Genomic DNA, 26,562 nt, shown 5'->3' on the forward strand with positions numbered 1-26,562 from the left:
CCGGAAGCGGGGGCGGATTCCCGGGGCCGCCCGGCGGTACGGCTGGGTGGGTACGCGGCGTACGGCCGGGTGGGGGTCGGCGGTACCGCCGGGTGGGGGGGTGCGGCACGGCGATGGGGCGGAGACCGGTACGCCGGGTGCCTACGACGGCGCGGTGCTGCCGAACAGGCGCTCCAGGACCGCACGCCCTCCCCGCGGCGCGCCTCGCCGCCGGACGCCGGCCCGCCCCGGGTCCGGACGGGCGCGCCCGCGCGCTTCCGCGCCACGGCAGCACAGCCCCACCACGCCCGCTCCGGCCACACCCGCTCCAGCCACCCCGGCACGCGGCACCGCCACCACACACCCCGCCCACGCCCCGTCCCACCCGGTCGCACTCTCAACCCGCGCCACCCGTTCCACCAGCGGAGCGCCGGTGGCACACTTCGCCCCATGCCGTCGATCTTCGAAGACCTTCTTGTCCGCGCGCGGAACCTCGTCAGGGACGGGGAGCGCGCGATCCTGGGTGTCGCGGGCGGGCCCGGCGCGGGCAAGACGACGCTCGCGGAGTCGCTGACGCGGGCGCTCAACGCCGACGGTCCGCCGTGGGTGGCGCATGTGCCGATGGACGGGTTCCATCTGGCCGACGCCGAGCTGGAGCGGCTGGGGCGGCGGGACCGCAAGGGCGCGCCGGACACCTTCGACGCGGGCGGGTACGCGGCGCTGCTGCGGCGGCTGCGGACCGAGACGGACGAGGTCGTGTACGCGCCCGGCTTCGAGCGCGTGCTGGAGCAGCCGCTCGCCGGTGCCATCCCCGTGCCGCCCAGCGCGCGGCTGGTGGTGACGGAGGGCAACTACCTTCTGCTGCGCGAGGGTTCATGGGCGCGGGTACGACCGCTGCTGGACGAGGTCTGGTACTGCGAGGTGGACGAGGCGGAGCGGGTACGGCGTCTGGTGGCCCGGCACGAGGAGTTCGGCAAGCCGCACACGGACGCGATGGCCTGGGTGCTGGGTCCTGACCAGCGCAACGCCGACCTGATCGCGACGACGCGCGACGCCGCCGACCTGATCGTGCCCTGCGCCGCGCTCCCCTCGCCGCAGGGGACGCCGTCCGTCCCCTCCCCGGCGTCGGGGTGAACCCCGGCCGCCCCGGGACCGTACCCCAGGGCACGGCGGAGGGTCCGCCGGTACGACTCACGGGGCGGTGGCGCCGCCGGACGCGGGTGACGCGGACCGTCGCCCCGGCGACCGGGGGCGCCGTCGCGGGGCGGGCGATGGCGAGCGAACAGCGGACGGCTCCTCGGGCGGAACGGGCTTCCGGGGAACCGGGAGCCGTCCTCTCCCCGGCGCGGTTCCGGCTGCCCCCGGGCACCCGCCGCCCGCTGCTCGTCGTGCTCGTCGCCCTGCTCCTTGGCCAGATGGCCGTCGCCATGGTGACCACCGCCGTCCAGCAGTCGCCCACCATCGACGAGCCGGTGTACGTCGCGACCGCCACCGACTACCTCCGCGAGCACCGCCTGCGCTACAACCCCGAACACCCCCCACTCGGCAAGCTGTTGATCGCCGCCGGGGTGGCGGTGGCCGACCCGCGCTACGACCCGTCCACGCCCGGCACCCAGGGCGACGTGGGCCGGCATCTGCTGTACGAGTCGGGCAACGACCCCGGGCGGCTGATGCTCTGGGCGCGGCTCCCGGTGATCGTGCTGACGCTGCTGACCGGTCTGGTGGTGTTCGCGTTCGCCCGTGACGTGGCGGGGACGCCGGGCGGGCTGGTGGCGCTCGCGCTGTACGCCTTCTCGCCCGACGTGATCGCGCACGGCGCGCTGGCCACGCTGGACCTGCCCGTGACGGGCTTCCTGGTGACCGCCGCGTGGCTGGCCTGGCGGGCGCGACGGCGCCCCCGGCGGTACGTCCCGCTCACGGGTCTGGCCCTCGGCGCGGCGCTCGCGACGAAGATGAGCGCGCTGCCCGCGATCCCGGTGCTGATGCTGCTCGCCGCTCTGTCCGTGTGGCACGCGCTGCCCGGCGCGGACCGGCGCCGCCGGGCGCTGCTCACTGCCGCAGGCGGGGTGACGGTGGCGGTGCTGGCGGTCGCCGTGGTGTGGGCGGTGTACGCGGCGGTCGATCCCCGCCTGCGCTTCTCCCCCGCCGAACCGGTGCCCGCGCTCGCCGGACTGCACGGCAGGCTGACCTCGCTGCTGCCGCTCCCGCCCGCCTACCGGGCCGGGATGCGCGTGCAGTTCGCCTTCGAGCACCACGCCTGGCAGGGCTTCCTGTTCGGGCGGCTGTACACCGGACCGCTCTGGTACTACCTCCCCGCCGCCCTCCTGGTGAAGACCCCGATCGCCCTGCTCGCGCTGGGCGCCGCCGGCGCCACAGCCGCCCTGACGCTTCGCCCGCTGCGCCCCGCCGCGCCGTATCTGCTGCTGCCCCCGGCGCTGCTGCTGGCCGTGGCGATGACGGGCGCGCGGGACTTCGGCACCCGGTACGCGCTGTTCGTGCCGGTGTTCCTGGCGGTGACGGCGGGCTGCGTGGCAGCGGGCTGCGTGACGGCGGTCCGGTACCGGTGGGCGGTGCCGCTGACCGGGCTGCTCGTCGCCTGGGCGGCGGTGACCTCGCTGCGGGTGTACCCGTACTACCTGCCGTACGCCAACGAGGCGTTCGGCGGTCCCGCGGCCACGCACCAAGTGCTGCACGACTCCAACGTGGACTGGGGTCAGGACCTCGGCAGGCTCGGGGACCGGTTGCGGGAGCGGTATCCGGGCGAGCGGGTGTGGCTGGTGTACAAGGGCGCCGGTGTGCCGTCGGCGTACGGCATCCACGCCGCCGATCCGCGCGCGGTGCCCCTGTCGCGGGTGCACGGGCTGCTCGCGGTGTCGGACTCGGCTGCCGCGAAGGCGCGCGGGGATCTCGCCCGGCTGATCCGGACCAGCCGTCCGGTGGATCAGGTGGGGTACTCGATCACGCTGTACCGGCGCTGAGATCCTCTACGGGCGCTGAGCCGGGCGCCCGTGGCCGCGACAACCCGGCGGGCGGCAGAGGGGGGTGGGCTATGTTGAGTGATCGTGGGAGAAAAAGTCGACGGGCCGGTGCCCTCTCCGCAGGCGGCACGCGCCCAGGCGTCAGCGATCACCTCGGGCGGCGACGTCTCCCGGGCCGACGCCTCCCCGACCTCCCGGCTGCGCGCGCTCTTCGACGGACCCCGGCTGTCCCCGGGGCAGCGGCGGATCGCGCAGTATCTGATCGAACACATCACCGAGGCGGCGTTCCTGTCGATCACCGAGCTGGCCGACCGGGTGGGGGTCAGCCAGCCGTCGGTGACCCGGTTCGCGGCGGCGGTCGGCTTCAGCGGCTATCCGGCGCTGCGCGAGCGGCTCCAGTCGATCGCGCTGAGCACGCTGCCGGGCCCGCACGAGGCGGACCGCGCGAACGAGCTGCAGTCCGCCGTGGACGCCGAGATCCAGAACCTGGAGAACCTGCGCCGCGACCTCGCCGACCCCGGCAAGGTGGTCCGGGTGGGTCGCGCGCTCTCCCGCTCCACCCCGCTGACCGTCCTCGGGCTGCGCATCTCCGCCTCGCTCGCGGAGTACTTCGGGTACGCGGCCCGGCGCATCCATCCCGACGTACGGCTGGTGACCCACGGCGGGAGCGTGGCGTACGACGCGCTGCTCCAGGCGCGGGAGGCGGGCGGGAGCTGGGTGCTGGCGTTCGGGATGCCCCGGCACGCACGGGAGACGCTCACCGCGCTCAGGGTGGCGCGCGAGGCGGGTCTGAAGGTCGCCCTGGTCACCGACCTGGCGCTCGGTCCGCTGCCCGACGAGGCGGACGTCACCTTCGCCACGGGCACCGGCTCCCGGCTGGTCTTCGACTCCTACGCGGCGCCCGGCGTGATGGCCGCCGCGCTGCTCCAGGCGATGACGGACGCGGACCCCGAGCGCACCCAGGCCCGGCTGGAGAAGTACGAGCGGGGCGCCGAGGAACGGCAGTTCTTCCTGCCGGAGTGAGCCGTGAGCCCGCATGTTCCCGTACCGGCGAAGACGCCCACACGACCAGGCGCGCATGAATGTTTTCATGCGTCTTGAAAACCCGACGGCATATATAAATACTGCTCCCGGCGCCCCCCACGCGGCACACCCGGAAGCGACGACGATCATGCCCATGACCACCACGCGCATCAGCCCCGACTGGCCATGCCAGGTCAAGACCCCGGGCAGCTACGACTGGGAGCGCTCGGCGGCCCGCTGGCTGCGCGAGCTGATCCCCGCCCGTTACGCCGGTTACCCGGCGCTCATCAGGCACCCCGTCCTGCTCGCCCGGCACGCCCGGCTCCAGGTCGAACAGGAGATCCGGGTCGCGCGCACCGCGCTGCAGACCGCCCGTACGGAGCTGCCCGTCCTCGGCCTGCCCGAATCGGTCATCGAGCACACCATCAAGCTCTACGCGGCCGAGCTGCTCCAGCTCCAGCACATCGCGCGCAGTGTGCGCGTGGTCTCCGAGGCGCTCGGCGGACGCGGCACCACCCGCTGAGCGCCGCGCAACCGTGTGAGCAGCACACGTACCGGCCGGACACGTGATCGAGCGGCCGCACCTGTGCCATGCTCAACGCGTGACGAGCGATCCAGCGCTTCCCGTGGAACCGGGTACCGGCGCCGACCCCACGGCGTTGGCCCAGGCCGTGGCACGGCAGCGCGCCGAACTGGAGCGGTTGCGGGACGAAGCCGCCACCACCGCGGTGATGGAGCGCGCCAAGGGTGCCCTGATGGCGGCGGACGGCCGGTCCGCCGACGCGGCCCACGACGAACTGCTGCGGCGTGCCCGAACGGGCAATCGCACCCTGCTGGAGGAGTGCTGGCTGACCCTGGGCGCCCTGGAGCGACCCCGGCGGGAAGCCGAGGGACAGCCCGACCGGGACGCGCGGCGCTCCGCGCCCGCCTCCGGCTCCGGCGACGTCGCGGACGTGCTCGGCGCGGTGGGCCGGGACCTGGTGCGGGTCGGCTCCCCGCAGGAGCTGGCCGGGTGCCTGCTGCGGCATCTGGCGCCCGAGGCGGGCGCCGACGCCGTGATGCTGTACGAGCGGCTGCCCGAGGGCGGCATCGAGCTGATGGGGCACGCCGGCATCGCCCCCACCTTCGCCGCGCAGTGGCACCGGATACCGCCCCTGACCAATGTGGCGCCGCTGGACGCGCTGGCGGCCGGTGAGCCGTGCTGGCTGGAGGACCTGGCCAGGGACCGGGAGCACTATCTGCTCGTCGACGACCCGCCGGACTGCTGGCGGTCCCGGGCGTGGCTGCCGGTGCCCGGCGGTCCGGCGTCGGGGGTCGTCCTCGGTGTCCTGCGCGGCGAGGAGCGGCCGTTCACCCCGCGCGAACGGCAGTTGCTGCGCGCCGTGGCCCGGCTGTGCGCGGGACGGCTGCGCGCCTTCGACTCCCGTCCGGACGGCCATGACGACAGTGCGCAGCCCGTGCAGAGCGTGCTCGACGCGCTGCCCGGTGCCGCGATCCTGCTGTGCCCGCTGCGCTCCCCCTCCGGAGAGGTGGAGGACTACCGCATCGAGGCGGCGGCGCCCGAGGCGGTGGACGTGTTCGGCCGCACCGGGCAGGACATGGTCGGCAGCCGCATCCTGGAGAGCTATCCGTCCGTCGCGGGCGAGGCGCTGTGGGACGGCTACCTCCAGGCGCTCACCACCAAGGTCCCCTTCGAGAGCGAGCCGTTCGCCTACCACGACACCGTGGACGGCGTGCCCGTGACCGCGACCTACTCGGTCAGGGCCGCCCCGCTGGACGGCGGTCTGCTGGTGACCTGGCTGCGGCACGACCCGGCGGAGCTGCAGGAGCAGCGGCTGGCCGACGTGCAGCGGCTGGGCAATCTGGGCTGGGCCGTCTGGAACCTGGCGACCGGCGAGACGGCCTGGTCCGCGCAGGCGTACGCCGTGCTGGGTCAGGACCCCGCCGCCGGTCCGGTGCCGCTGGAGCGGCTGCCCCGGCTGGTCGCGGCGGACGACGCGGACACCCTCACCCGGGCGATCACCGAACTCACCACCCGGGCCACGCCGTTCGACCTCCCCTTCCGCATCCACACCGAGCGCGGCGTACGGCACTTGCGGATCGTCGCGGAGGCGGTGGCGGATCCGGACGGCACCCCGGTGGAGGTGCACGGCTTCGTGCAGGACCTCACCGCGCAGCGCAGCGCCGAACTCGCCTTGGTGGAGAGCGAACGCGCGATGCTCCTCCAGCGCGGTGTCCTCCAGGCGGAGCGGGCGCTCGCGGGACGGCTCCAGCACGCCCTGCTGCCGCTGCCCCGCAAGCCGGTGAGCCTGGCCGGGCTGCGCGTCGAGATCGCCTATCTGCCCGCGCAGTCGGGCATCCAGGTCGGCGGCGACTGGTTCAGTGCGATCGAACTCCCCGACGACCAGGCGCTGTTCGTGGTGGGCGACGTGGCAGGGCACGGCATCGACGCGGTGGCGACGATGGCGCAGCTCAGGTTCACCGCCAAGGGCATGGTCAGCACGGGCTCCTCGCTGACCGGGGCGCTGTCCCGGCTCAACCAGTTGCTGCTGCACTCCCGGGAGGCGCTGACCACGGCGACCATGATCCTCGCCCGCTACGACCCCCGTACCCGCGTGCTCACCTGGACGCAGGCCGGGCATCCGCCGCCGCTGCTGGTGCGCGGCGCCGAGGTGCGCTACGTGCCGCGCCCCCGGGGCATCCTGCTGGGCGCGAGCGCGGCGCCGGTCTTCGAGTCGGCGGAGCTGCGCCTGGAACCGGGCGACCGGCTGCTGCTGTACACCGACGGTCTGGTGGAGCGGCCCGGCGAGAGCCTGGACACGGCTCTGTCGCGCCTGGCCGGCACGGTCCGCGCGCAGGGCAGGGAGGGCGCCGGTTCGCTGGACGCGCTGCTCGCCTCGCTGCTGGCGGACGAGCGGCGCGACGACGTGTGCGTGGTGGACATCAGGATGCCCCCGGCCGGGGAGTAGCCGGACCGCTCAGGTACGCGACTCCAGTGCGCGGCGGGTGTCGTCGCCGTAGACGCCGCGCTCGTCGCCGCTGATGCCGTACCAGAGCTGGAAGCGGGCGACGGCGGCGGCGAGCACGGCGTCGTAGCCGCCGGTCGCGGAGCCGTCCCGGAACACGTCGGGGATGCGCAGCAGGCGCTCGCGCAGCTCGGTGACCTCGGGTCCGGCATCGCCCTCGCGCAGGGTGCCGGGACCGTCGGGGTCGGCGGTGGCGGACGCGGCGGGGGCGACGGGCGCGGTCGGGGTGGCGGGCTCGGTGGTGGCCGGGGTGATGGTCACCGGGCGCGGGGCGGCGGAGTGCGGGGGCCGGGCGGCGGCGGTGGCGCTCTGCCGGGCGGGCAGCAGCAGGGCGCAGCCGAAGCCGATCAGCGCGGCGACGCCGAGGGCGAGCACCGCGACGGCACGGCGCACCGGCCGCTCCGGGCGTGCCGGGGACGCCGGGGACTCCTCGGGGACCGGGGGCAGCTCCTGGGTGTCGTCCTCGGCTCCGGCGGGCGCGAGCAGGGGCGACGGCGGTGACGGTGGCGGCGGTGTTGTGCCGGGTGGCTCGGGCGGGGGCGTACCGGCGGTCTCGCGCGGCGCCTCGCCGTCCCGCGGCAGCAGCTCGCGCATCAGCTCCGCGAGCGCGTCCTGACGGCGGGCCCGTACGACACGGACGGGCTCCACGATCCGCCCGGGGCGCGGCGGTTCGGGATCGGGGGGTGTCGGCACGCTGCTCTCCTTTCCGTCCCTCGGGTCCGGGAGTGCGCGGTCCCGACGGGGGATACGGAGCGCGGGGCACGGCCGTTCAGGGCGGGCGCCGCCCCGGAGGTCAGACCGGGCTCGACACGCCCTGGGCGAAGCGGTTCAGGGAGGACGTCAGCGTGGCCACGAAGGCTTCGCGGTCGTCCTCGGTGAGCGCGTCCAGCGAGAGGTAGGGGTTGAGGTCCTCCAGTTCGACCAGGAGCAGGTCACCGGCGAGGGTGCGGCAGGCGTCGACGCGCTGGATGCCGTGGCCGAGGGCGTTCCAGTCGATGAAGCGGCGCGCGAACTCGAGGTCGGCGGCGGTGGCCGCGTAGGGCTTCAGGTCCCAGCGGCGGCGGGGGTCGGGGGCGTAGAGGGCGTACTCGAAGTCGTCGTCCACGAAGTAGAAGGAGATCTCGTGGGTGAAGTCGACGTGCGGCTGCACCAGGACGCTGCCGTCGGCGACGGGCGCCTCGGCGACCCGGCTCGCGGGCACCACGCGCAGCCCGAGGGAGTCGGCACCGAGGCGCGGCTTGACCACGTAGCGGTCGGACCGCGGCAGCCGGTCCAGGTCCTCGGCGCGGTCGACGGTGGGGATGACCGGGTACCCCGCCGCCGTCAGCTCGATCAGATAGCCCTTGCCCGCCATGTCCGCCCTGCCGGTGAGCGGGTTGTACACCCGCGCTCCGGTCTCCAGCGCGTGCGCCCGGAACTTCTCGTACGCGGCCAGATAGCCGAGCACCGGTCCGGAGTTGCGGACCACCACCGCGTCGAAGTCGTCCATCAGGGCGGCCGCGTCCAGCGGGTGACACAGGGCCAGGTCGAAGTGGGCGCGCAGCCGGGAGGTGAGGAACACGTCCTCGTCGCCGTAGCGGCGCCCGCGGGCCGGGAACGCCAGATCGGTGACGTAGAGCAGGCGGGGGCGGCGCATGGGGGTTCTCCTCGGGCGGGCCGGTGGCGACAGGGCGGAGAAAGGTTACGCCGCAGACGGGGGGTGATGATCGGCGGGCCCTGGGGTGATCACGTGGAGATGCGCGCCCTCGCGCTGCCGTACAGCACTCGGTCCCCTCATGGGCGAGGTTGCGCTGCACCGAGTGCCACACATTGCCCAGGGGTGCTACTTTCCCGCTCATGAGCACCAGCAGCGCGGTCCCGGCCGCGAAGCCGCCGATGCGTGACGCCCTGGTCGACGCCGCCTTCCGGCTCTTCCTGGAGCGGGGGTACGACCGCACCACCGTGGACGACATCGTGGCGCTCGCCGGGGTCGGACGGCGCTCGTTCTTCCGCTACTTCCCCTCCAAGGAGGACGTGGTCTTCCCCGACCACGAGCGCTGCCTCGCCGACATGACCGCCTTCCTCGCGGCGGGCGAGGGCACCGGGGACCCGGTGGAGCGGGTGTGCGACGCGGCTCGGCTGGTGCTGCGGATGTACGCGGAGGACCCCGACTTCTCGGTGCGCCGTTACCGGCTGACCAAGCAGGTGCCGGGGCTGCGCGCGTACGAGCTGTCGGTGATGCGGCGCTACGAGCGGGCGCTCGCCGGACATCTGCGGGAGCGGTACGCGGGGCGCCCCGACGGCACGCTGCGCGCGGACGTGATCGCGGCGGCGGTGGTCGCGGCGCACAACAACGCCCTGCGCTCCTGGCTGCGTTCGGACGGCGCGGGCGACGCGGACGCTGCCGTGGACCACGCGCTGGGCTGTGTCCGGGCGGCGTTCACGGAACCGGCAGACGGCGCGGTGGTACGCGGTGCCCCCGCCGGGGGCGAGGACGTGGTGGTGGTCGTCGCCCGGCGCGACGCCCCGCTGTGGCGCGTGGTGCGGGAGTTCGAGGCGGCGCTGGGGCGCCCCTGACGGGGCAACCGCGCGGTCGCGGGCACAGATTGAGGGTACGGAGTGCCTTTACGACTGACACTGAGTGCCATACGCTGGCGGTGTGCACGGTGGCACGACGACCGGGCACACGTGTGCGCGGTTCACACCGCGCGTTCGGGATTTCCGGCCCAGCGCAGGGAGTTGACCAGCGTGTACCACCACTCAGCAAGCGCCGCGCACCCGGCGGGCGGCTCGACGGCGGGCGTACTCGAACCCCGGTCCGCCGCGACGGCGTCCGGCGCCGGGATCGTGCCCGCCCCGTCCGCCACCGCGACGCCCATGTCCACCGGGTCCGTCATACCCACGCGGTCCACCGAGGACAGGGACGCCCTCACCTTCCAGCGCTGCGCCTGGTGCGGCACGGCGATGTACCACCGGCTGCTGTGCCCGGTGTGTCAGGGCAGCGATCTGCGCACCGAGCGCAGCCAGGGCGCGGGCACGGTCCGCCACTCCACCGTGGTGCACCGCAACACCCCGATGGCGCGCAATGTGTCGCTGGTCGAGATGGCGGAGGGCTTCGTGGTGCGGGGCCGGGTCATGGGTCCGGCCGTCGGCATCCACAGCGGGGACCGGGTGCGGCTGTCCACGGCCAAGGACCCGGTGCGGGGCGAGCCGGTGTTCCAGCTCGTCGACGAGGCGTACCGGGCGTGGAGCTGAGCCGGGCGCGTACCGTGCGCGGCTGACCTCCTGAGCGGTCCGCTCCTCGCTCGCTCAGTCCTTGAGCGTGATCCGGATGCCGACCGTGCCCTCCACACCCCGGCGCAGCTTGCTGCCCAGCAGGGTGAGGCGGCCGACGATGCCGTACTTGCGGGCGATCAGCGAGCGGTAGCGGGCCGTGGTGTCCGCGTCGGTGATCTCGGCGGTGGCCGGAACCGGCTCTCCGGTCGCGTTGCCGCGCATGTCACAGGGACCCACCAGCACATCGGCGCGGCGGCGGATGCGCTTGACCTTCCAACTGTCGGCGGTCGTCCACACTCCGAGGGCGTCGCCGTCGCGCACCACCCAGACCGGAGTGGGCACGGGCGTGCCGTCCTTGCGGTAGCTGGTCACCAGCAGGTACTTGCCCGCGCCGAGCCGGGCCGGAAGCGTGTCGTCCATGTCCGCAGTCTAGGAGGCGCCCCCGCACCCGGCAGCACGACGGGGGCGGCGAAGGGCTGCGCGGCGGAATACGCCGGACCAGCGGCGGGGATCAACTCCTGCGTCTAGATTGCGTCTTGACCCGTGCACCGCTCAAGGCACCACTCCCCCGACGCCCCCAGGAGCTGACCCACGTGACCGACAACCCGGCCGCCGCCAACGACGTCGCCGAGTCGCTGCGCGCCCGTATCAACACCGGCCAGCCGCACACCGCCCGGATCTGGAACTACTGGCTGGGCGGCAAGGACAACTACGAGGTGGACCGCGCGGCGGGCGACCAGATCCGCCAACTCCACCCGGGCATCGGGGAGTACGCCCGCGCCGACCGGCTCTTCCTCGGCCGCGCGGTACGTCACCTCGTGCAGGAGGCGGGCATCCGGCAGTTCCTGGACATCGGCACCGGGCTGCCCACCGCCGACAACACGCACGAGGTCGCCCAGCGGCTCGCGCCGGACGCCCGCATCGTCTACGTCGACAACGACCCGCTGGTCCTCGCCCACGCCCGCGCCCTGCTCACCAGCACCCCCGAGGGCCGTACCGACTACCTCGACGAGGATCTGCGCAACATCGACGCGATCTTCGAACACGCCGCCAAGACACTGGACTTCAACGAGCCCGTGGCGCTGATCCTGCTCGGCGTGGTCATCTTCATCGGCGACGACGAGGACCCGTACGGACTGGTACGGCGGTTGACCGACCGGCTGCCCGCCGGGAGCCATCTCGTGCTCTCGCACACCGTCACCAGCCCCTCGATGCCGGACGTGGACGAGGCGGTCGCGTTCTGGAACGAGCACGGCACTCCCAAGCTCACCCAGCGCACGCCCGAGAACGTGACCCGTTTCTTCGACGGTCTCGAACTGCTGGAGCCGGGTGTCGTCTCCTGCTCGCGCTGGCGTCCTGAGCCGGGTGACGGGGCGGAACCGGAGGAGGTCGCGATGTTCGGCGGAGTGGCCCGCAAGAACTGACCGCGCCCACCCCAACTCGCCCTGCGCGTACGGGAGACGCACGGGAAAACGGAATCCGCGAAACCCGTCGGAAGATCGCCGCGGTCGCTGAACGCGCCCGCCCCGCCCCACGTACTCAGGGGCGGGCGCTCATCGACCGGAGAGCCCCGTGGTGCCCGGCAGGGGTATCGCGCGCTCGGGGTTTCGGGAGTCTGGCATGAGGCACGCACGACGGCGGGTCGTCCGGCGAGTGACACGGCTGGCGGCCGTCGGCGGACTCCTTCTGGGGGGCGCGATGGTGACACAGGCGGCCATGGCGAGCGAGACCCCGCGCTCCCCCGCGACCCCGCTGAGCACGGCGGGCACCGCCGGAGTGACGGGCACCGCGCTGACGGCGAAGCTGGGGACGGCACGCTCCGCGGGAAGCTGGATCGGCGCCGACGGACGGCCGGTCGTCGCGGTGACGGACGCCGGTGCCGCCGAGGAGGTACGCCAGGCGGGCGCCGAGCCCAAGATGGTGGGCCACAGCATGAACGAGCTGAAGTCGGCCGCGGCGACGCTGCGTTCGGCTCCGCGGGTGGCGGGCACCGCGTGGTCGGTGGACTACCGCACCAACCGGGTCGTGGTGCAGGCGGACAGCACGGTGTCGTCCGGCGACTGGACCCGGATGACCAAAGTCGCCTCGCGCATCGGGGACTTCGTCACCATGGAGCGATCGAAGGGCACGTTCACCACGCGGCTGAACGGCGCGCAGCCGATCCTCTCCACGAGCGGCCGCTGTTCGGCGGGGTTCAACGTGACCAACGGGCAACGGGACTTCATCCTCACGGCGGGCCACTGCGGACCCACCGGCTCCATCTGGTTCGCCGACAACCAGGCCGACCAGCAGCTCGGCGCGACGGTGAACAGCAACTTCCCCGGCGCCGACTTCTCCCTCGTGCAGTACGACTCCGGCAAAGCCGGTCCGGGTGCCGACGTGGTCGCGGTGGGCGGCGGCAAGGGCGTGCGGATCACCGGGGCGGGCGACGCCACGGTGGGGCAGCGGGTGTTCCGCAGCGGCAGCACCAGCGGGCTGCACGACGGCCAGGTGACCGCGCTCAACGCGACCGTGAACTACCCCGAGGGCACCGTCACCGGTCTGATCGAGACGAACGTGTGCGCCGAACCGGGCGACAGCGGCGGTCCGCTGTTCTCCGAGGGGGTGGCGCTGGGCGTCACCTCGGGCGGCAGCGGCGACTGCACGTCCGGCGGTACGACGTTCTTCCAGCCGCTGACCAAGGCGATGCAGGCGCTGAACGTGCGCCTGATCACCTCCGGCGGGAAGGCGGGGGCCGCGCAGAACCCGTCCTCCGCGCCGACTCCCACCCCGCAGAGCACCGTCGCCCCGAGTGCCGCCGCGCCCGGTTCCTCGGCTCCCGTGAGCGGTATCGCGCAGGGTCGTACGCTGCTGGCACGCCTCACGGACACCCGGAACGTGGCTCCCGGTCTGCTGATCATGGCCGGCAGTCTGATCGCCCTGATCGCGGCCCGCTACATCCGCTCGGAGCAGGAGCGGCGGGCTTACCAGCGGTACTACTCGGCGACCTGGGGGTGACGCGGGGCGGGCGCGGGGAAACAAGGGGTCGATCGACGAAATCGGTCACTGGACGCGCCCGTACGGTCACGAAGGGACGGCGAACGGGTACGGCGATGGTCGCGCGGCGGCCGGTTCAGGACGGGCGGCGCGGCTGCGGTGTCGCGGAGGCCCACTCCAGGACGAGGCGCTGGTACTCCGCGCGCTGCTCGGTGGTGAGTATCCCGCCCGAGCGGCGCCACAGGGCCCGGATCTCCTCGTTGACCTCCGCGGCCGACCGCTGGCAGGCGGTGTCAGCAGTGGTGGACATGGTGTGAAGCATATGCCGGTCTCCGTGAAGACGGCGTGAGCAAGTGTGCTCGATGCGGACATTTCGGACCGTGTTACTCATCACGTCAATGGGCCATGACGCGGCCGGAGTTCGGGGGCGCGGGGCGCCCCCGGTCCCGCGTCTCAGGTGCCCGGCTTGCGGCCGTACACGAACACGTCGTCGCCGTTCTTGAGCAGCGACCAGTACTTCTTGGCGTCCTTCGTGGTCATGTTCACACAGCCGTGGGAGCCCGGCGGGTTCCACATGCTCAGTCCGACGGAGTGGAACGCCTGACCGCCGTCGAAGAACTGGCTGTAGGGCATCGGCACGTCGTAGATGTTCGAGACGTGGTCGATGTCCCGCCAGTAGATCTTCTTCAGACCGGTGCGGGTCTCGTAGTGGTCGCGCCCGGTGCGCACGGGCACGGGACCGTAGACCAGCTTCTTGCCGTCCTGGATCCAGCTCAGTTGGAGCGTGAGGTTCACACAGGCGACGCGACCCTTGTTCACCGGGCACTTGCCCGCCTTGTTGGGGTTCTTCCCCACGGCCTTCTGCTTGTTCATGAGGTCCATCACTCCCCAGGTCACCGGGCCCGCGTAGCCGATGGTGGGGGTGATGCCGTGCTTGCTCTGGAAGGCGCGGATGGCCGAGCAGTCGGCGCTGGACTGCTTGCCGTCGACCGGCCGTCCGAGGAACTTCTCCACCTGCTTCTGGTACGGACCCGCCTTCGTGCTGCAGCTCGCGGCCTGCGCCGGTGCGGCGGTGACGACGAGCGCCAGCGGCGCCGCCAGCGCGGTGACGCCGAGCAGGGCGGCACCTCGTCTGCGTGTGTCCCCCATGTCCTGACCCCTTCCCCTCTTCCACTTCGGCTGCCCCGCGGCATCCGTCGCCTACTAGACCCGCGCCCGGGGCGGACGGTTGTGGTTCCGGTCATGCTGTGACGAAACGGTGAACTTCACCGTCTGTCGGTCATCGCCCGTGCAGCGCCGCGTGGAATCCGGTGTGCACGGCGGTGAGTCCGCCGTCCACCACGAGGGCGGTACCGGTGATCCAGGCGGCGTCGCGCGAGGCGAGGAACGCCACGGCAGCGGCGATGTCCTCCGGCTCCCCGATCCGCCCGAGCGGATAGAGCCCCCGCACCGCCGCCAGGTCCTCGTCGCGCCCCTCCCAGGCGGAGGTGCGCACCGTTCCCGGCACGACGAGGTTCACCCGCACCCCGCGCGCGGCCGCGTGCCCGGCGAGTGTCCGGGTGAGCGACGCCAGCCCCGCCTTGGCGGCGCTGTAGGCGTGACCCCCGAAGTCCTGCAGCCCGTTGACCGACCCGATGCTCACGACCGCTCCCCGCCCGGAGGCGGCCAGATGCGGCAACGCGGCCCGGCAGCACCGGTACACCCCGCTCAGCGTGACGTCGAGGTCCCCTTCCCACACCTCGTCGTCACCGTCCTCGAACAACTCCGGGTCCGGCGACGACCGAGCGGCACAGTTCACCAGGACGTCCAGCGCCCCGAACGCGTCCACGGCGTACGCGACAGCCGCCTCGACCGACCCCCGCTCCCCCACGTCGCACGCCAACGCCCGTACGTCCAGCCCCTTTTCCCGCAGTCCCGCCGCCGTCCGCTCCGCCTCCCCGGCGTCCCGGTCGGTGACGAGAACCCGCCCGCCCTCCTCGGCGATCCGCCGCGCGACCGCGGCCCCGATGCCCCGGGCGGCACCGGTGACGAGAACTCCGTGGTCCGCGAAGCGAGTGGGATGGGTCATGGGGCGACGGTAGGGCAGCGGGGCGCGACGCGACAGAGGTCGTACGCACGAAGAAGGGGCGGCCGGTTGCTCAACCGGTCGCCCCTGTCCGCGTGTTGGCGAAGATCAGCGGGGATCAGTGCCCGCGTTCGATCCACTCCTCCAGGTGGGGAGTCTCCGCGCCGATGGTCGTCGGCTCGCCGTGGCCGGTGAGGACCTTGGTCTCCGGGGGGAGGGTGAGGAGCTTGTCCCGGATGGAGTCGATGATCGTCGGGAAGTGGGAGTAGGAGCGACCGGTGGCGCCGGGACCGCCCTGGAAGAGGGTGTCGCCACTGAAGACGGTGCCGAGACCGGGGTCGTAGAGGCAGACGGCGCCGGGGGCGTGGCCCGGGGTGTGCAGGACGGTGAGGTCGGCTCCGGCGGCTTCCATGACCAGACCGTCGGCGAGGTGGGCGTCGGGGTCGCGGTCGGGGTGGGTGAGCTTCCACAGCGGCAGGTCGTCCGGGTGCAGCCAGATGACGGCGCCGGTGAGGTCCGCGAGGGCGGGAGCCGCGTTGACGTGGTCGTTGTGCGCGTGGGTGCAGATGATGGCGGTCAGCCGCCGGTCCCCGACCGCGCGGGCGATGGCCTCGGCGTCGTGGGCCGGGTCGATCACGATGGCTTCGTGGTCGTCACCGACGATCCAGACGTTGTTCTCGACGTCCCAGGTGCCGCCGTCGAGGGTGAACTGGCCCGAGGTGACGAGGCGTTCGATGCGGGCGGTCATCAGAGCACCACCACCGAACGCAGCACGTCGCCCTCGTGCATCCGCTCGAACGCCTTCTCCACCTCGTCGATCTGGATCGTCTCGGTGACGAACGCGTCCAGCGGCAGCCGCCCCTGGAGGTGCAGGTCGATGAGCATCGGGAAGTCGCGCGAGGGCAGACAGTCGCCGTACCAGGACGACTTGAGGGCACCGCCGCGGCCGAACACGTCCAGCAGCGGCAGTTCGAGCTTCATCTCGGGGGTGGGGACACCGACGAGGACGACGGTGCCCGCCAAGTCGCGGGCGTAGAACGCCTGCTGGTAGGTCTCGGGGCGGCCGACCGCCTCGATCACCACGTCGGCGCCGAAGCCGCCGGTCAGCGAGCGGATCGCCTCGACCGCGTCGGTCTCACGGGAGTTGACGGTGTCGGTGGCGCCGAGTTCGCGTGCCTTGGCCAGCTTGCGGTCGTCGATGTCGACGGCGATGATCTTCCCCGCCCCGGCAAGGCGCGCGCCCGCGACAGCCGCGTCACCCACGCCACCGCAGCCGATGACGGCGACGGAGTCGCCCCGGCCCACGTTGCCCGTGTTGATCGCGGCGCCGATGCCCGCCATCACACCGCAGCCGAGCAGTCCGGCGACCGCCGGGGAGACGGCCGGGTCCACCTTGGTGCACTGTCCGGCGGCGACGAGCGTCTTCTCCGCGAAGGCGCCGATGCCGAGCGCCGGGGTCAGCTCCTGACCGGTGGAGGCGAGCGTCATCTTCTGCTTGGCGTTGTGGGTGTTGAAGCAGTACCACGGGCGCCCGCGCAGACAGGCACGGCAATTGCCGCACACCGCGCGCCAATTGAGGACGACGAAGTCACCCGGCGCCACCTCGGTGACGCCCTCGCCGACCGACTCGACCACGCCCGCGGCCTCGTGGCCCAGCAGGAAGGGGAAGTCGTCGTTGATACCGCCCTGCTTGTAGTGCAGATCGGTGTGACAGACCCCGCAGGCCTGGATGCGTACGACAGCTTCGCCGGGCCCGGGATCGGGGATGACGATCGTCTCGACGCGCACCGGCTGGTCCTTCCCCGGTGCGACTACGCCGCGTACTTCCTGCGCCATGACCTGGCCCCTCTTCCCTTGTACGTGCCTTCGCCGCCGACCCTACGCCACGGACATACGTCGGACCGGGCCTTGAAGGGCCCGGTCCGGAGAGCGTCGGTCCTGCGGTCAGCCGCCGAGCGCGGGGAGGACGCCCAGCGCCGGTGCGGCCAGGTCGGTCACCTGGTGGAGTTCGTTCAGGCGGTTCATGTCGCTGAGCTGGTTCAGACCGCGGAGCTGCTCGCCGACGCCGGGGACCTCGGCGCGGTGCTCGGCGGGGATGTCGCTGACGGCGAGGTTGTCCAGCGTGGTCATCGGGTTGATCTGCCCGGTGCCCGCGGCGCTCGCGTCGGCCGCGCTCGCGAGCGGCGCGGCAAGTCCCGTGACGCCGACGGCGAGACCGACCGCGGCGACGATACGTCGTGTTGAGATCATGCCCTCTGCAACGCGCGCGCCCCGCCCCGGACACGGGCACCTGCCGCTCCTCACCCGACAGGTGGAGCGCGGCGTCTGCGCTTGCCGTGGCCGCCGGGGCGGGGGAGCCTCGAAAGGTGGACCCGTGCGGTCCCGCTCCCCGCCGGGCCGCCGTCGTCCGAAGGAGGCCACCATGGGCAGCACGAAAAACCCCGCGTTCACCACCGACACCCTGCGCGAGAGCATCGAGTCCGACACGGGGGACTCGCTTCTGAACCTGTACGAGGACGACGCGGAGATACGCGTCATCGACCGCGACGCCCAGCCGAGCCACCCCAAGGTGCTGCGCGGCCGGAACGAGATCCGGGAGATGCTCGCCGACATCTACAGCCGCGACATGATCCACCGGCTCGGCCAGTGCGTCATCGACGGCGACCACGCGGCGTTCACGGAGTCCTGCGAGTACGCCAACGGCGACCGGGTCTACGCCGAGTCGATGATCACCCTGCGGGACGGCAGGATCTCCGAGCAGATCCTGATCCAGGCATGGGACGAGTAGGCACGCGGGGCGCGCACGCCCAGGTCGGCTCCCGCCTGTCGTGGTCGTTCTCGGCCCGCGCGTCCTACGGCCCCCGCCCGCCCCGCGCAGTGACCGGGCCGGTCCCCGTCTCCGCGGCGCGGGCGTCTGCCGGTGTCCTGCGTTCCGCGCTGCGCACGGCGGGCCGGGCGGCCCGGTACGCCGCCCGGCACCGGCCGGGGCGGCGACGGCGGCACGGTTGAGACGATCCCCCGCATCGCCCCGAACCTCCGGACGGCACCCATGACCAGGCGCCGCCGCTCGGCCGGTCCGAGCCAAGTCCTCACCCCCCGCCGGAGGCACCCGCTCAGGCGCCCGCCGTCTCCAGCACCATCCGGAACCGCGCCTTCCCCGCCAGCATCTTCTGGTACGCCGACTCCACGTCGGCCAGCGGGACGACCTCGGTCATGGGGCGGATGCCGTGCAGGACGGCGAAGTTCATGGTGTCCTGCACTTCCTGGGAGGTGCCCGAGGGGTGGCCCCTGACCTCGCGGACGCCGCTGATGAGCTGGAGCGGGGAGATGTCCAGCGGCTCGGGGGACACCCCGATGATGACGAGTTCGCCGCGCGGGGTGAGACCGTCCACCGTGGCGGACATCGCGGCGGAGTTCCCGGCGGTGGCGAGGACGACCTTGGCGCCGCCGAGGTTCTGGAGTGCCTCGGCGACCGGCGTGCCCGACGTGCTGTCGATGTAGTGGTGCGCGCCCAACTCCTTGGCGAACCCCGCCTTTTCGGGTCCCCGGGCGATGGCCACGGTCTCGAAGCCCATCGCGGCGGCGAACTGCACGCCGAGGTGACCGAGCCCGCCGAGGCCGAGGACGGCGACCCGGTCGCCCGCGCGGGCGACGCTGCGCCGCAGCCCGTTGAAGGTGGTCACGCCCGCGCAGGCCATGGGTCCCGCGGCGGTGGCGTCGAGTCCGTCGGGGATGCGGGCCAGCGCGTCGACGGGCACGACCACCTTCTCCGCGAAGCCGCCGTCGTAGGCCCAGCCGGGCACCTTCAGGCGGACGCACGCGATGAAGTCGCCCCGGCGGCAGGGCGTGCAGTAGCCGCAACTGCCGCCGAACCAGCCGACCGCCACCCGGTCGCCGACGTTCCAGCCCCGGCCGAGGGTGCCCTCGCCCAGCTCCTCGATCCGCCCGGCGATCTCGTGTCCGGGGACCTCGGGGAAGGTGATGCCGGGCGCGGCGCCGTCCACGAACAGGGCGTCGCTGTGGCAGATCCCGCACGCCTCCACGGCGATCCGCACCTGGCCGGGTCCGGGATGCGGCACCTCCCGCTCCACCAGCTCGAACGTCCCGCCGGGGGCGGTGACCTGCGCGACTCGATACGTGCTCATGCGTGTCTCCGGGGTACGGCTCGGGAGTGGGGAGCCCTGCCGTTCCAGCAGACCAGTTCGCCCGGGATCACGCGCGCCGAGCGGAGTGCGGTCCGGCGTGGCGCACCCACCCGCGTTTTACACAGGTAAAACTGAACAGTCCGAGCTGGACAGTTCACCCTGCCGGTGTCTACGGTGACGGCATGGCCCACATCTCGGACTCCGCCGCCCTGGCCGCGCGCGAACTGCGCGTGATGTTCAGCAGGCTCCGGCGCCGTATCCGCGAGGTGGCGCGGGACTCCGATCTCACTCCGCCGCAGGAGTCGGCGCTCTCCCTGGTCGGCAAGCACGGCGCGGCGACCGCGAGCGCGCTGGCCGCCGCCGAGGGCGTACGGCCGCAGTCGATGGCGGCCACGCTGGCCGCGCTCGACCAGCACGGGCTGATCCGCCGGACACCGGACCCGGCAGACGGCCGCCGTCAGCTCGTCACGCTGACCGAGGCGGGGCAGGCGCGGGTGGAGGGCAACCGGCAGGTGCGCGAGGAGTGGCTGGCGCGCGCCCTGGAGGACCGGTTCTCCGAGGAGGAGCGGCAGACCGTGCTCACGGCGCTGACCCTGCTGGAACGGCTCTCGCGCCCGTGACGCCAAGCACCCCCACCGGGCCGTACCACCCGGCCCCGTTCCCGCTCGCCGGTCCGCCGGCGACGACCCCGCCGGACCGTTCGCGCGGTCGGCTCACCCCCCGAAAGGTCTGATCACCTCATGTCCGTCAGCACGCTCGACCCCCGTACCGCCCTCGTCGTGATCGACCTCCAGCGCGGCATCGTGGGCATGCAGACCCAGCCGTACGCCGCCGCCGACGTGGTGGCCCGTTCCGTGGAGCTGGCGGACGCCTTCCGCGCCCGCGAGCTGCCGGTGGTGCTGGTGCGGGTCTCCTTCGCCGCCGACGGCGCGGACGCGGTGCCCGGCCGCACCGAGCGGCAGCCGCGCGGCCTCGCCTTCCCCGAGGGCTGGGACGTCGTCGTGGACGAACTCTCCGGTCACGACGGCGACATCACGGTCACCAAGCACAACTGGAGCGCGCTGTTCGGCACCGACCTCGACGTGCAGCTCCGCCGCCGGGGCATCACGCAGATCGTGCTGACCGGCATCGCCACCAGCATCGGCGTGGAGTCCACCGCCCGGGACGCCTACGCGGCGGGTTACCACGTCACCCTGGCCACGGACGCGATGGCCGACTCGGACGCGGAGGCGCACACCAACAGCGTCGAGCGCGTCTTCCCGCGCCTGGGCGAGAGCGGCACCACGGCGGAGATCCTGGAGCTGCTGGCCAAGACCCACGCCTGACCGCACGGCGGTGTGCCCGGCCCCCGGTGATCCGCGCCGGGTGCCGGGCACGCGCGTACGACGGGCCGCGCCGGGTCAGTCCCCGGCCGCCGCCCGTTCGACCTCGGTCTCGACCTCGGCGCGCGGGCGGCCGGTCTCACGGGCGTACTCGCTGACCGCGGTCTGGGCGTCGCGGGCCAGGTCGCGCCAGGCGCGCAGGGCGGTCTCGTAGGTGCCGGACTGGGCGCCGGTCATCCCGCGCTCGGCGGGCGGGCCGTAGGTGTCGCGCAGGTCCGTCACGGTGGCGTGGGCGGCGTCGGCCGCACGCTGTTTCTGCACGAGTTCTTCGAAGGTGTGAGCCACACCAACCGACCCTAGGCTCACGCGGCGAACGCGCCACTCGAACGGGCCGGACCGCTCAGGTGTTCTCGTCCGTCACCAGGTCGGCCCACACCTGCTTGCCGCCGCTGACCGGCACGGTGCCCCACGCCGTCGAGACCGCCTCGACCAGCAGCACGCCCCGTCCGCCGGTGGCTTCCCAGCCGACGCTGGTGGGCTTGAGGGGGCCGCGCGGGGAGGCGTCGGCGACCGCGACGCGCAGGCGCCTGCCGACCAGACCGAGGTCGAGGCGGACCTGTCCCTCGGTGTGCACGAGGGCGTTGGTGACCAGCTCGGAGACGATGAGCAGCGCCGCGTCCAGGGTGTCCTCGGGCACGTCCCAGCCGCGCAGCACCCGCCGGGTGAAGCGGCGCGCGTGCCGGACCGCCTCGGGGACGCGCCACACGCTCCAGCTCTCGCGCAGCGGGCGTACGGCCATGCCGTCGTAGCGGGTGAGCAGCAGGGCCACGTCGTCGCCCCGGTGGGCGCCGCCGAGCAGGGCGTCGGCGGCGGCGCCGAGGTCGGCGGGGTCGACGGCGGCGAGGTCGTGGGCGAGCCGGGTCATGCCCCGGTCGAGGTCGGAGTCGGCGGACTCCACCAGTCCGTCGGTGGTGAGCGCGAGGACGGTGCCGGGTCTCAGCCGCAGCGGGGTCATCGGGAACTCGGCCTGCACCAGCACCCCGAGGGGCGGTCCGCCCTCGGCGTGCACGATCTCGGTGCTGCCGTCCGGGTGGCGCAGCACCGGTTGCGGATGTCCGGCGCGTACGCACAGCGCGGTGCCGCTCTCCATGTCGACGTCGACGTAGGCGCAGGTGGCGAAGAGGTCGCTCTCCATGTCGAGGAGCAGCCGGTTGGCGAGGGCGACGACCACGTCCGGGGGGTGGCCCTCGGCGGCGTAGGCGCGCAGGGCGGTGCGGAGCTGGCCCATGAGGGTGGCGGCGCCCGCGTTGTGCCCCTGGACGTCGCCGATGACGAGGGCGACGTGGTGGTCGGCGAGCGGGATCACGTCGTACCAGTCGCCGCCGACCTCCAGACCCGCGGTGGCGGGCAGGTAGCGGGCGACGGCTTCCGCGCCGGGGAGGCGGGGCAGGCGGCGGGGCAGCAGGGTGCGCTGGAGCATGCCGACGAGTTCGTGCTCGGCGTCGAAGGCGTGGGCGCGCAGCAGCGCCTGTCCGGTCAGACCCGCGCAGGCGGTGAGCAGGGCGCGTTCGTCGGGACCGAACTCGTGCGGCCGGTCCCAGCCGATCAGACAGACCCCGGCGGTGCGTCCCCCGGCGGGCAGCGGGAGTACGGCGAGACCGCCGGGTCCGACTCCGGCGAGGCCGGGCTCCAGGCGGGAGCCGGCGGGCCAGATGCGGGCGCGGCCCTTGCGCAGGGCGGCGGCGAGGGCGGGCATGGCGCGCACGGGGGCGTCGGGCCACTCGCCGCGCCATTCGGCGCGCCAGAGTTCGGGCCAGGCGGCGGGTTCGGGCGGGTCGAGGACGGTGACGACGAGGCGGTCGTTCTCCAGCTCGGCAAGGGCGATACGGTCGGCGCGCAGCGGTGCGCGCAGGGCGGCGACGACGGCCTGTCCGACGTCCTTGACGGTGCCCGCGGTGGCGAGGGCGGCGGCCAGGCGCTGGACGCGGGCCACGTCGGTGACGTCGGAGCGGAAGGCGGAGGCGTCGGCGACGGTGCCGACGAGCCGGGCGGGGTGTCCCCCGGCGCCGGGCAGCAGCCGCCCGCGCAGCCGCAGCCAGCGGGGCGCGCCGGAGGGCTGCAGGGCGCGGAACTCCAGTTCGCGGTCGCCGACGGGCATGTGGTCCGCCTCGACGACGGACATCAGCGCGGGCAGGTCCTCGGGCACCGTGCGACCGAGCAGCGTCTCGACCTTGCCGTCGAACGCCTCGCGGGAGAGCCCGAAGAGCCGCAGGATGTCGTCGCCGACCTCGACCCGGCCGGTGTCCATGGCGAGGCGGAACGCGTCACCGGCCAGTTCGCGCGGCGGGGCGGGCGGTACGGGCACCGGCGCGGTGACCGCCCCGGCGAGCAGCTCCAGGCAGGCCCGGTCGTCGGCGCCGAAGCCGCCGGGCTGTTCGGTGACGGCGACCAGGCAGCCGCTGCCGGGCGCGCCGAGCGGCAGCGCGGCGAGCGAGAAGTCGGCGTCCGGGGCGGGTGGTTCGCCCGGTCCCGACCAGATGGGCCGTCCGGTGCGGTGCGCCTGGGCGACGGGTGAGCCCGCCGTGGCCGGGCAGCCGTCGCGCAGTCCGTACCGCGTGCGCGGCAGCCCCGCGGACTCCACGAGCCGGAGTGTCGCGGGGTCGTCGCCGGGGGCGTAGATCACCGCGTACACGGCTCCCGCCAGGACCAGCGCCTGTTCCAGGACTCGGCGGGGCCGGTCGGCGGACGGCATGGCCATCAGCGTGGCGAGGACATGCTCGGCACGCTCGGTTCTCGATCTGCGTACCGCAGCACCCTCGCTCGCCACGTCGCCATTACAGCGCCTGTGGAGCGTCTGCGCAGCCCCCGTGCACGTCCCAAGTGGTACGAGCATTCCGCGCACAGCCGTCCGAACACATCTTTACCTGTGCGTTTCGCACGACGATCTCATGACTTGTACGACTGTCCGCGACCGTTCGACTCCTGAGAGTGTCTTCTCGTGCCGAACGGGACCACCGTATCGGCGAACGCAGGGGCGGGAGGGGCATGGACAAGCGGTACGAGGTGTACGCGCTCGCCGATGGACACTTCTACGACACGCCCGACCGGCTCTCGGCGGAGGCGGGCGAGCCGGCACCGCAGTACGCGGCGGCGCGGCGCCCGGTGCCGGACAACTGGCACGCGGCCCGCTCCGGGGACTGGCTGACGCTGACCCCGCTCGGCGAGGACGGCGCGCCGGAGCCGGGACCGGCCCAGGGCTGGAAGATCCACTCCTCGGCGACGGCCGCGAACGCCGGTCGGGTCGCGGAGATCGTGTGGGACTACTGCGTGCCGCGCCGCATCCCGTTCAAGTTCGTGCCCGGTCCGCATCTGCTGCACCTGCGCAACGCCAAGTACGCGGGCCGCGACACCAGCGGCAAGTTCGTCACCGTCTACCCGGCCGACGAGGAGCAACTGCACCGCATACTCACCGAGTTGGGTGAGCTGCTCGACGGTGTGGAGGGTCCGTACATCCTGACCGACCTGCGCTGGGGCGCGGGCCCGCTCTACGTCCGCTACGGCGCGTTCGCCCGCCGGTACGTCGTCGACGAGCGCGGCACGCTGGTGCTCGCGGTGGCCGACGGCGAGGGGGATCTCGTACCGGACCGGCGCGACCCCTCCTTCCAGGTGCCGGAGTGGGTCGCGCTGCCGGAGTTCCTGCGCCCGCATCTTCAGGCCCGCAACACCACGACGGTGGGCGAGCTGCCGTACCGGATCGAGAAGGCGCTGCACTTCTCCAACGGCGGTGGGGTGTACGCCGGTTCGGACGTACGGGACGGCAGCCGGGTGGTGCTGAAGGAAGCCCGGCCGCACGCGGGGCTCGCGGCCGACGGCGCGGACGCGGTGACCCGGCTCGAACGGGAGCGGGACGCGCTGGAGCTGGTCGCCGGGACCGGGGTGGTGCCCGAGGTGCGCGACTGGCTGACCCTCGGCGAACACCGGTTCCTGGTCATGGAGTTCCTGGAGGGCCGCCCGCTCAACTCCTTTTTCGCGGAGCGCCATCCCCTGCTGATACCCGATCCCGACCCGGCGAAGACCGCCGCGTACACGACCTGGGCGCTCAGGGTGCACGCGGCGGTGGAGCGCGCGGTCGCGGCGGTGCACGAGCGCGGGCTCGTCTTCAACGACCTGCACGTCTTCAACATCATGGTCGCGCCGGACGAGGAGACGGTCCACCTCATCGACTTCGAGGCGGCGGCACCGGCGGCGGAGAACGGCCGCCAGACGGTCGCCCACCCCGGCTTCTTCGCCCCGCCGGACCGCCGGGGCAAGGACGTGGACCGCTATGCGCTCGCCTGTCTGCGGATCGCCCTGTTCCTGCCGGTGACCTCGCTGTTCGTGGTGGACCGGGGCAAGGCGGCGCATCTGGCGGAGGTGATCGCGGAGCAGTTCCCCGACGTGCCGCGCGCCTTCCTGGACGAGGCGGTCGCCGAGATCACCCGCGACACCCGGGGCGGCGAGGCCCGTCCGGCCACCCCGCTGGTGCGGCCGGGCGACTGGCCGCACAGCCGGGACTCGATGGTCAAGGCGCTCCTCGCCTCCGCGACCCCGGAGCGCGCCGACCGGCTCTTCCCGGGCGACATCGCCCAGTTCGCCGACGGCGGCGGTCTCGGTCTGGCGCACGGCGCCGCCGGGGTGCTGTACGCCCTTGCCGCCTGCGGTGCCGACCGGTACGAGGAGGGCGAGCGCTGGCTGCTGAGGCACACCGCGCCTCCACCGCCCGGCACCCCGCTCGGTCTCTACGACGGACTCGCGGGCGTCGCCCTGGTCCTCGACCAACTGGGGTATCAGCAACCGGCGTTGGACCTGATCGACGGCATCCTGCGCGAGAACTGGCGCAACCTGTCCTCCGATCTGCACGGCGGTCTGGCCGGGCTCGGTCTGGTCCTCGGCCACCTCTCGGCCACCACCGGCGAGAAGGCGCTCGCGGAACACGCCGCCGAGGCAGCCGACATCCTGGTGCGACGGCTGGCCGAGCCGGTTACCGAGACACCCCGGCGGCGGGCGGGACTGATGCGCGGCGCGAGCGGTCCGGCGCTGTTCCTGCTGCGCCGGTACGAGGAGACCGGCGACCCCCGTGCGGCAGCGGCGGCGGCCGAGGCGCTCCGCCGCGACCTCGCCTGCTGCGTCGTCCAGAAGGCGAGCGGCGGCCTGGAGGTCGACGAGGGCTGGCGCACGCTGCCCTACCTCGGGGACGGCAGCGTCGGGATCGGACTGGTCCTGGACGACTATCTCGCCCACACGGGCGCCGACGGCTTCGCCGCCCAGGCCCGTGCGGCGGCACCGGGCACCCGGGAACAGACCCTTCTCGCCCACGCGGCGGGCGCGACCGAGGAGTTCGAGCGCGCCCGGGACGGCATCCTCGCCGCCGCGACCTCCCGCTTCTACGCCCAGCCAGGTCTCTTCCAGGGCCGCGCCGGCATGGTGCTGCATCTGGCGCGCAGTACGGCGCCGGGTGCCGACCGGGAGCGACTGGAGCGGCAGATCGACGGGCTCGGCTGGTTCGCGATGGCCTACCAGGGTCAACTCGCCTTCCCCGGGCACCAGATGATGCGGCTCTCGATGGACCTCGCCACCGGAACGGCAGGCTGTCTGCTCGCCCTCGCCTCGGCGCTCGACGCCGGTACGGACGCGGGCGACGGCTCGGACGAACGCTCGGGCGAGCGCTCGGGCGACCGCGCCCACCTGCCCTTCCTCCCGCCGCCGCAGGCGGCCCTCACACGCGGCTCCGACCCGGAGTCGTGACACAACCCC

General features: G+C 73.4%; 26 protein-coding genes. 13 read left to right on the plus strand and 13 right to left on the minus strand.

The genetic code is table 11. From position 1 onward, the window contains the following. Positions 1-429 precede the first annotated feature (429 nt). From IF655_RS05860 to IF655_RS05880, 5 genes are all read left to right on the plus strand, one after another. The gene (locus IF655_RS05860) at positions 430-1,113 is read left to right on the plus strand and encodes a nucleoside/nucleotide kinase family protein (protein WP_199582540.1); all 684 of its coding nucleotides are present in this window, start codon (positions 430-432) and stop codon (positions 1,111-1,113) included. A 281-nt stretch (positions 1,114-1,394) separates the two neighbouring features. Beyond that, positions 1,395-2,957, plus strand: coding sequence for a phospholipid carrier-dependent glycosyltransferase (locus tag IF655_RS05865; RefSeq protein ID WP_242488592.1), 1,563 nt, complete (start codon positions 1,395-1,397; stop codon positions 2,955-2,957). A 108-nt stretch (positions 2,958-3,065) separates the two neighbouring features. Then, positions 3,066-3,980: a MurR/RpiR family transcriptional regulator gene (locus tag IF655_RS05870; RefSeq protein ID WP_199582543.1), complete on the plus strand. Its 915-nt coding sequence runs from the start codon at positions 3,066-3,068 to the stop codon at positions 3,978-3,980. 148 nt (positions 3,981-4,128) lie between these two features. Beyond that, positions 4,129-4,503, plus strand: a complete 375-nt coding sequence (locus IF655_RS05875) for a hypothetical protein (protein WP_199583317.1) — start codon at positions 4,129-4,131, stop codon at positions 4,501-4,503. A gap of 103 nt (positions 4,504-4,606) precedes the next feature. Beyond that, the gene (locus tag IF655_RS05880; RefSeq protein ID WP_199583318.1) at positions 4,607-6,949 is read left to right on the plus strand and encodes a SpoIIE family protein phosphatase; all 2,343 of its coding nucleotides are present in this window, start codon (positions 4,607-4,609) and stop codon (positions 6,947-6,949) included. Positions 6,950-6,958: 9 nt separating this feature from the next. Here the strand turns inward: IF655_RS05880 and IF655_RS05885 are convergent, their stop codons facing one another. After that, the gene (locus IF655_RS05885) at positions 6,959-7,699 is read right to left on the minus strand and encodes a peptidoglycan-binding protein (protein ID WP_199582559.1); all 741 of its coding nucleotides are present in this window, start codon (positions 7,697-7,699) and stop codon (positions 6,959-6,961) included. 100 nt (positions 7,700-7,799) lie between these two features. Then, positions 7,800-8,642 carry a hypothetical protein gene (locus IF655_RS05890; RefSeq protein ID WP_199582562.1) on the minus strand — a complete coding sequence of 281 codons (843 nt, stop codon included), beginning with the start codon at positions 8,640-8,642 and terminating at the stop codon, positions 7,800-7,802. A 200-nt stretch (positions 8,643-8,842) separates the two neighbouring features. Here IF655_RS05890 and IF655_RS05895 point away from each other — a divergent pair, with 200 nt between their 5' ends. Then, entirely contained in the window at positions 8,843-9,562 is a 720-nt protein-coding gene (locus IF655_RS05895; protein ID WP_199582565.1) for a TetR family transcriptional regulator, read from the plus strand. 122 nt (positions 9,563-9,684) lie between these two features. On the opposite strand, the gene IF655_RS05900 is transcribed toward IF655_RS05895, so the two are convergent. Then, the gene (locus IF655_RS05900) at positions 9,685-9,882 is read right to left on the minus strand and encodes a hypothetical protein (RefSeq protein ID WP_199582568.1); all 198 of its coding nucleotides are present in this window, start codon (positions 9,880-9,882) and stop codon (positions 9,685-9,687) included. On the opposite strand from IF655_RS05900, the gene IF655_RS05905 reads away from it, so the two are divergent. Continuing rightward, on the plus strand, positions 9,863-10,240 hold the full coding sequence (locus tag IF655_RS05905) for a Zn-ribbon domain-containing OB-fold protein (RefSeq protein ID WP_199582571.1): 378 nt from the start codon (positions 9,863-9,865) through the stop codon (positions 10,238-10,240). The genes IF655_RS05900 and IF655_RS05905 overlap by 20 nt on opposite strands. 54 nt (positions 10,241-10,294) lie before the next feature. On the opposite strand, the gene IF655_RS05910 is transcribed toward IF655_RS05905, so the two are convergent. Beyond that, positions 10,295-10,681 carry a PPOX class F420-dependent oxidoreductase gene (locus IF655_RS05910; RefSeq protein WP_199582574.1) on the minus strand — a complete coding sequence of 129 codons (387 nt, stop codon included), beginning with the start codon at positions 10,679-10,681 and terminating at the stop codon, positions 10,295-10,297. Positions 10,682-10,854: 173 nt separating this feature from the next. Between IF655_RS05910 and IF655_RS05915 the strand changes: the two genes are divergently transcribed. Both IF655_RS05915 and IF655_RS05920 read left to right on the plus strand, forming a co-directional pair. After that, the gene (locus IF655_RS05915; RefSeq protein WP_199582577.1) at positions 10,855-11,685 is read left to right on the plus strand and encodes an SAM-dependent methyltransferase; all 831 of its coding nucleotides are present in this window, start codon (positions 10,855-10,857) and stop codon (positions 11,683-11,685) included. A 196-nt stretch (positions 11,686-11,881) separates the two neighbouring features. Beyond that, complete coding sequence (locus IF655_RS05920) at positions 11,882-13,258, plus strand: S1 family peptidase (protein WP_199582579.1); 1,377 nt, start codon at positions 11,882-11,884, stop codon at positions 13,256-13,258. Positions 13,259-13,373: 115 nt separating this feature from the next. Here the strand turns inward: IF655_RS05920 and IF655_RS05925 are convergent, their stop codons facing one another. The 6 genes from IF655_RS05925 to IF655_RS05950 all read right to left on the minus strand — a co-directional run bounded on the left by IF655_RS05925 (position 13,374) and on the right by IF655_RS05950 (position 17,552). After that, entirely contained in the window at positions 13,374-13,559 is a 186-nt protein-coding gene (locus IF655_RS05925) for a hypothetical protein (protein ID WP_018548667.1), read from the minus strand. Between the two features lie 131 nt (positions 13,560-13,690). Beyond that, positions 13,691-14,386, minus strand: a complete 696-nt coding sequence (locus IF655_RS05930) for a L,D-transpeptidase family protein (RefSeq protein ID WP_199582581.1) — start codon at positions 14,384-14,386, stop codon at positions 13,691-13,693. A gap of 130 nt (positions 14,387-14,516) precedes the next feature. Further along, on the minus strand, positions 14,517-15,305 hold the full coding sequence (locus IF655_RS05935) for an SDR family NAD(P)-dependent oxidoreductase (protein ID WP_199582583.1): 789 nt from the start codon (positions 15,303-15,305) through the stop codon (positions 14,517-14,519). 115 nt (positions 15,306-15,420) lie between these two features. Then, a complete protein-coding gene (locus IF655_RS05940) occupies positions 15,421-16,050 on the minus strand; it encodes an MBL fold metallo-hydrolase (protein WP_199582585.1) in 630 nt (209 codons plus the stop codon). Continuing rightward, positions 16,050-17,138 (minus strand): S-(hydroxymethyl)mycothiol dehydrogenase, encoded by a 1,089-nt coding sequence (locus IF655_RS05945; protein WP_199582587.1) that lies wholly within the window; start codon positions 17,136-17,138, stop codon positions 16,050-16,052. Before IF655_RS05945 ends, IF655_RS05940 begins: the two co-directional genes overlap by 1 nt. Before the next feature lie 108 nt (positions 17,139-17,246). Continuing rightward, a complete protein-coding gene (locus IF655_RS05950; protein ID WP_199582589.1) occupies positions 17,247-17,552 on the minus strand; it encodes a hypothetical protein in 306 nt (101 codons plus the stop codon). Between the two features lie 172 nt (positions 17,553-17,724). Here IF655_RS05950 and IF655_RS05955 point away from each other — a divergent pair, with 172 nt between their 5' ends. Beyond that, complete coding sequence (locus IF655_RS05955) at positions 17,725-18,090, plus strand: nuclear transport factor 2 family protein (protein WP_199582591.1); 366 nt, start codon at positions 17,725-17,727, stop codon at positions 18,088-18,090. 325 nt (positions 18,091-18,415) lie between these two features. On the opposite strand, the gene IF655_RS05960 is transcribed toward IF655_RS05955, so the two are convergent. After that, entirely contained in the window at positions 18,416-19,447 is a 1,032-nt protein-coding gene (locus IF655_RS05960; protein WP_199582594.1) for an alcohol dehydrogenase, read from the minus strand. A gap of 182 nt (positions 19,448-19,629) precedes the next feature. Between IF655_RS05960 and IF655_RS05965 the strand changes: the two genes are divergently transcribed. Together IF655_RS05965 and IF655_RS05970 are read left to right on the plus strand one after the other, a co-directional pair. Further along, positions 19,630-20,067: a MarR family winged helix-turn-helix transcriptional regulator gene (locus IF655_RS05965; RefSeq protein ID WP_018548657.1), complete on the plus strand. Its 438-nt coding sequence runs from the start codon at positions 19,630-19,632 to the stop codon at positions 20,065-20,067. Positions 20,068-20,187: 120 nt separating this feature from the next. Next, positions 20,188-20,772, plus strand: a complete 585-nt coding sequence (locus IF655_RS05970; RefSeq protein WP_199582597.1) for a hydrolase — start codon at positions 20,188-20,190, stop codon at positions 20,770-20,772. A gap of 75 nt (positions 20,773-20,847) precedes the next feature. Here IF655_RS05970 and IF655_RS05975 read toward each other — a convergent pair whose 3' ends face one another. Both IF655_RS05975 and IF655_RS05980 read right to left on the minus strand, forming a co-directional pair. Further along, on the minus strand, positions 20,848-21,114 hold the full coding sequence (locus IF655_RS05975) for a hypothetical protein (protein WP_199582600.1): 267 nt from the start codon (positions 21,112-21,114) through the stop codon (positions 20,848-20,850). 55 nt (positions 21,115-21,169) lie between these two features. Continuing rightward, the gene (locus IF655_RS05980) at positions 21,170-23,596 is read right to left on the minus strand and encodes a SpoIIE family protein phosphatase (RefSeq protein WP_199582603.1); all 2,427 of its coding nucleotides are present in this window, start codon (positions 23,594-23,596) and stop codon (positions 21,170-21,172) included. A 218-nt stretch (positions 23,597-23,814) separates the two neighbouring features. Here IF655_RS05980 and lanKC point away from each other — a divergent pair, with 218 nt between their 5' ends. Further along, positions 23,815-26,553 carry a class III lanthionine synthetase LanKC gene (gene lanKC / locus IF655_RS05985; protein WP_199582606.1) on the plus strand — a complete coding sequence of 913 codons (2,739 nt, stop codon included), beginning with the start codon at positions 23,815-23,817 and terminating at the stop codon, positions 26,551-26,553. Positions 26,554-26,562 lie beyond the last annotated feature (9 nt).

Source organism: Streptomyces sp. DSM 110735 (assembly GCF_016482685.1).
Taxonomy (GTDB): Bacteria; Actinomycetota; Actinomycetes; order Streptomycetales; family Streptomycetaceae; genus Streptomyces.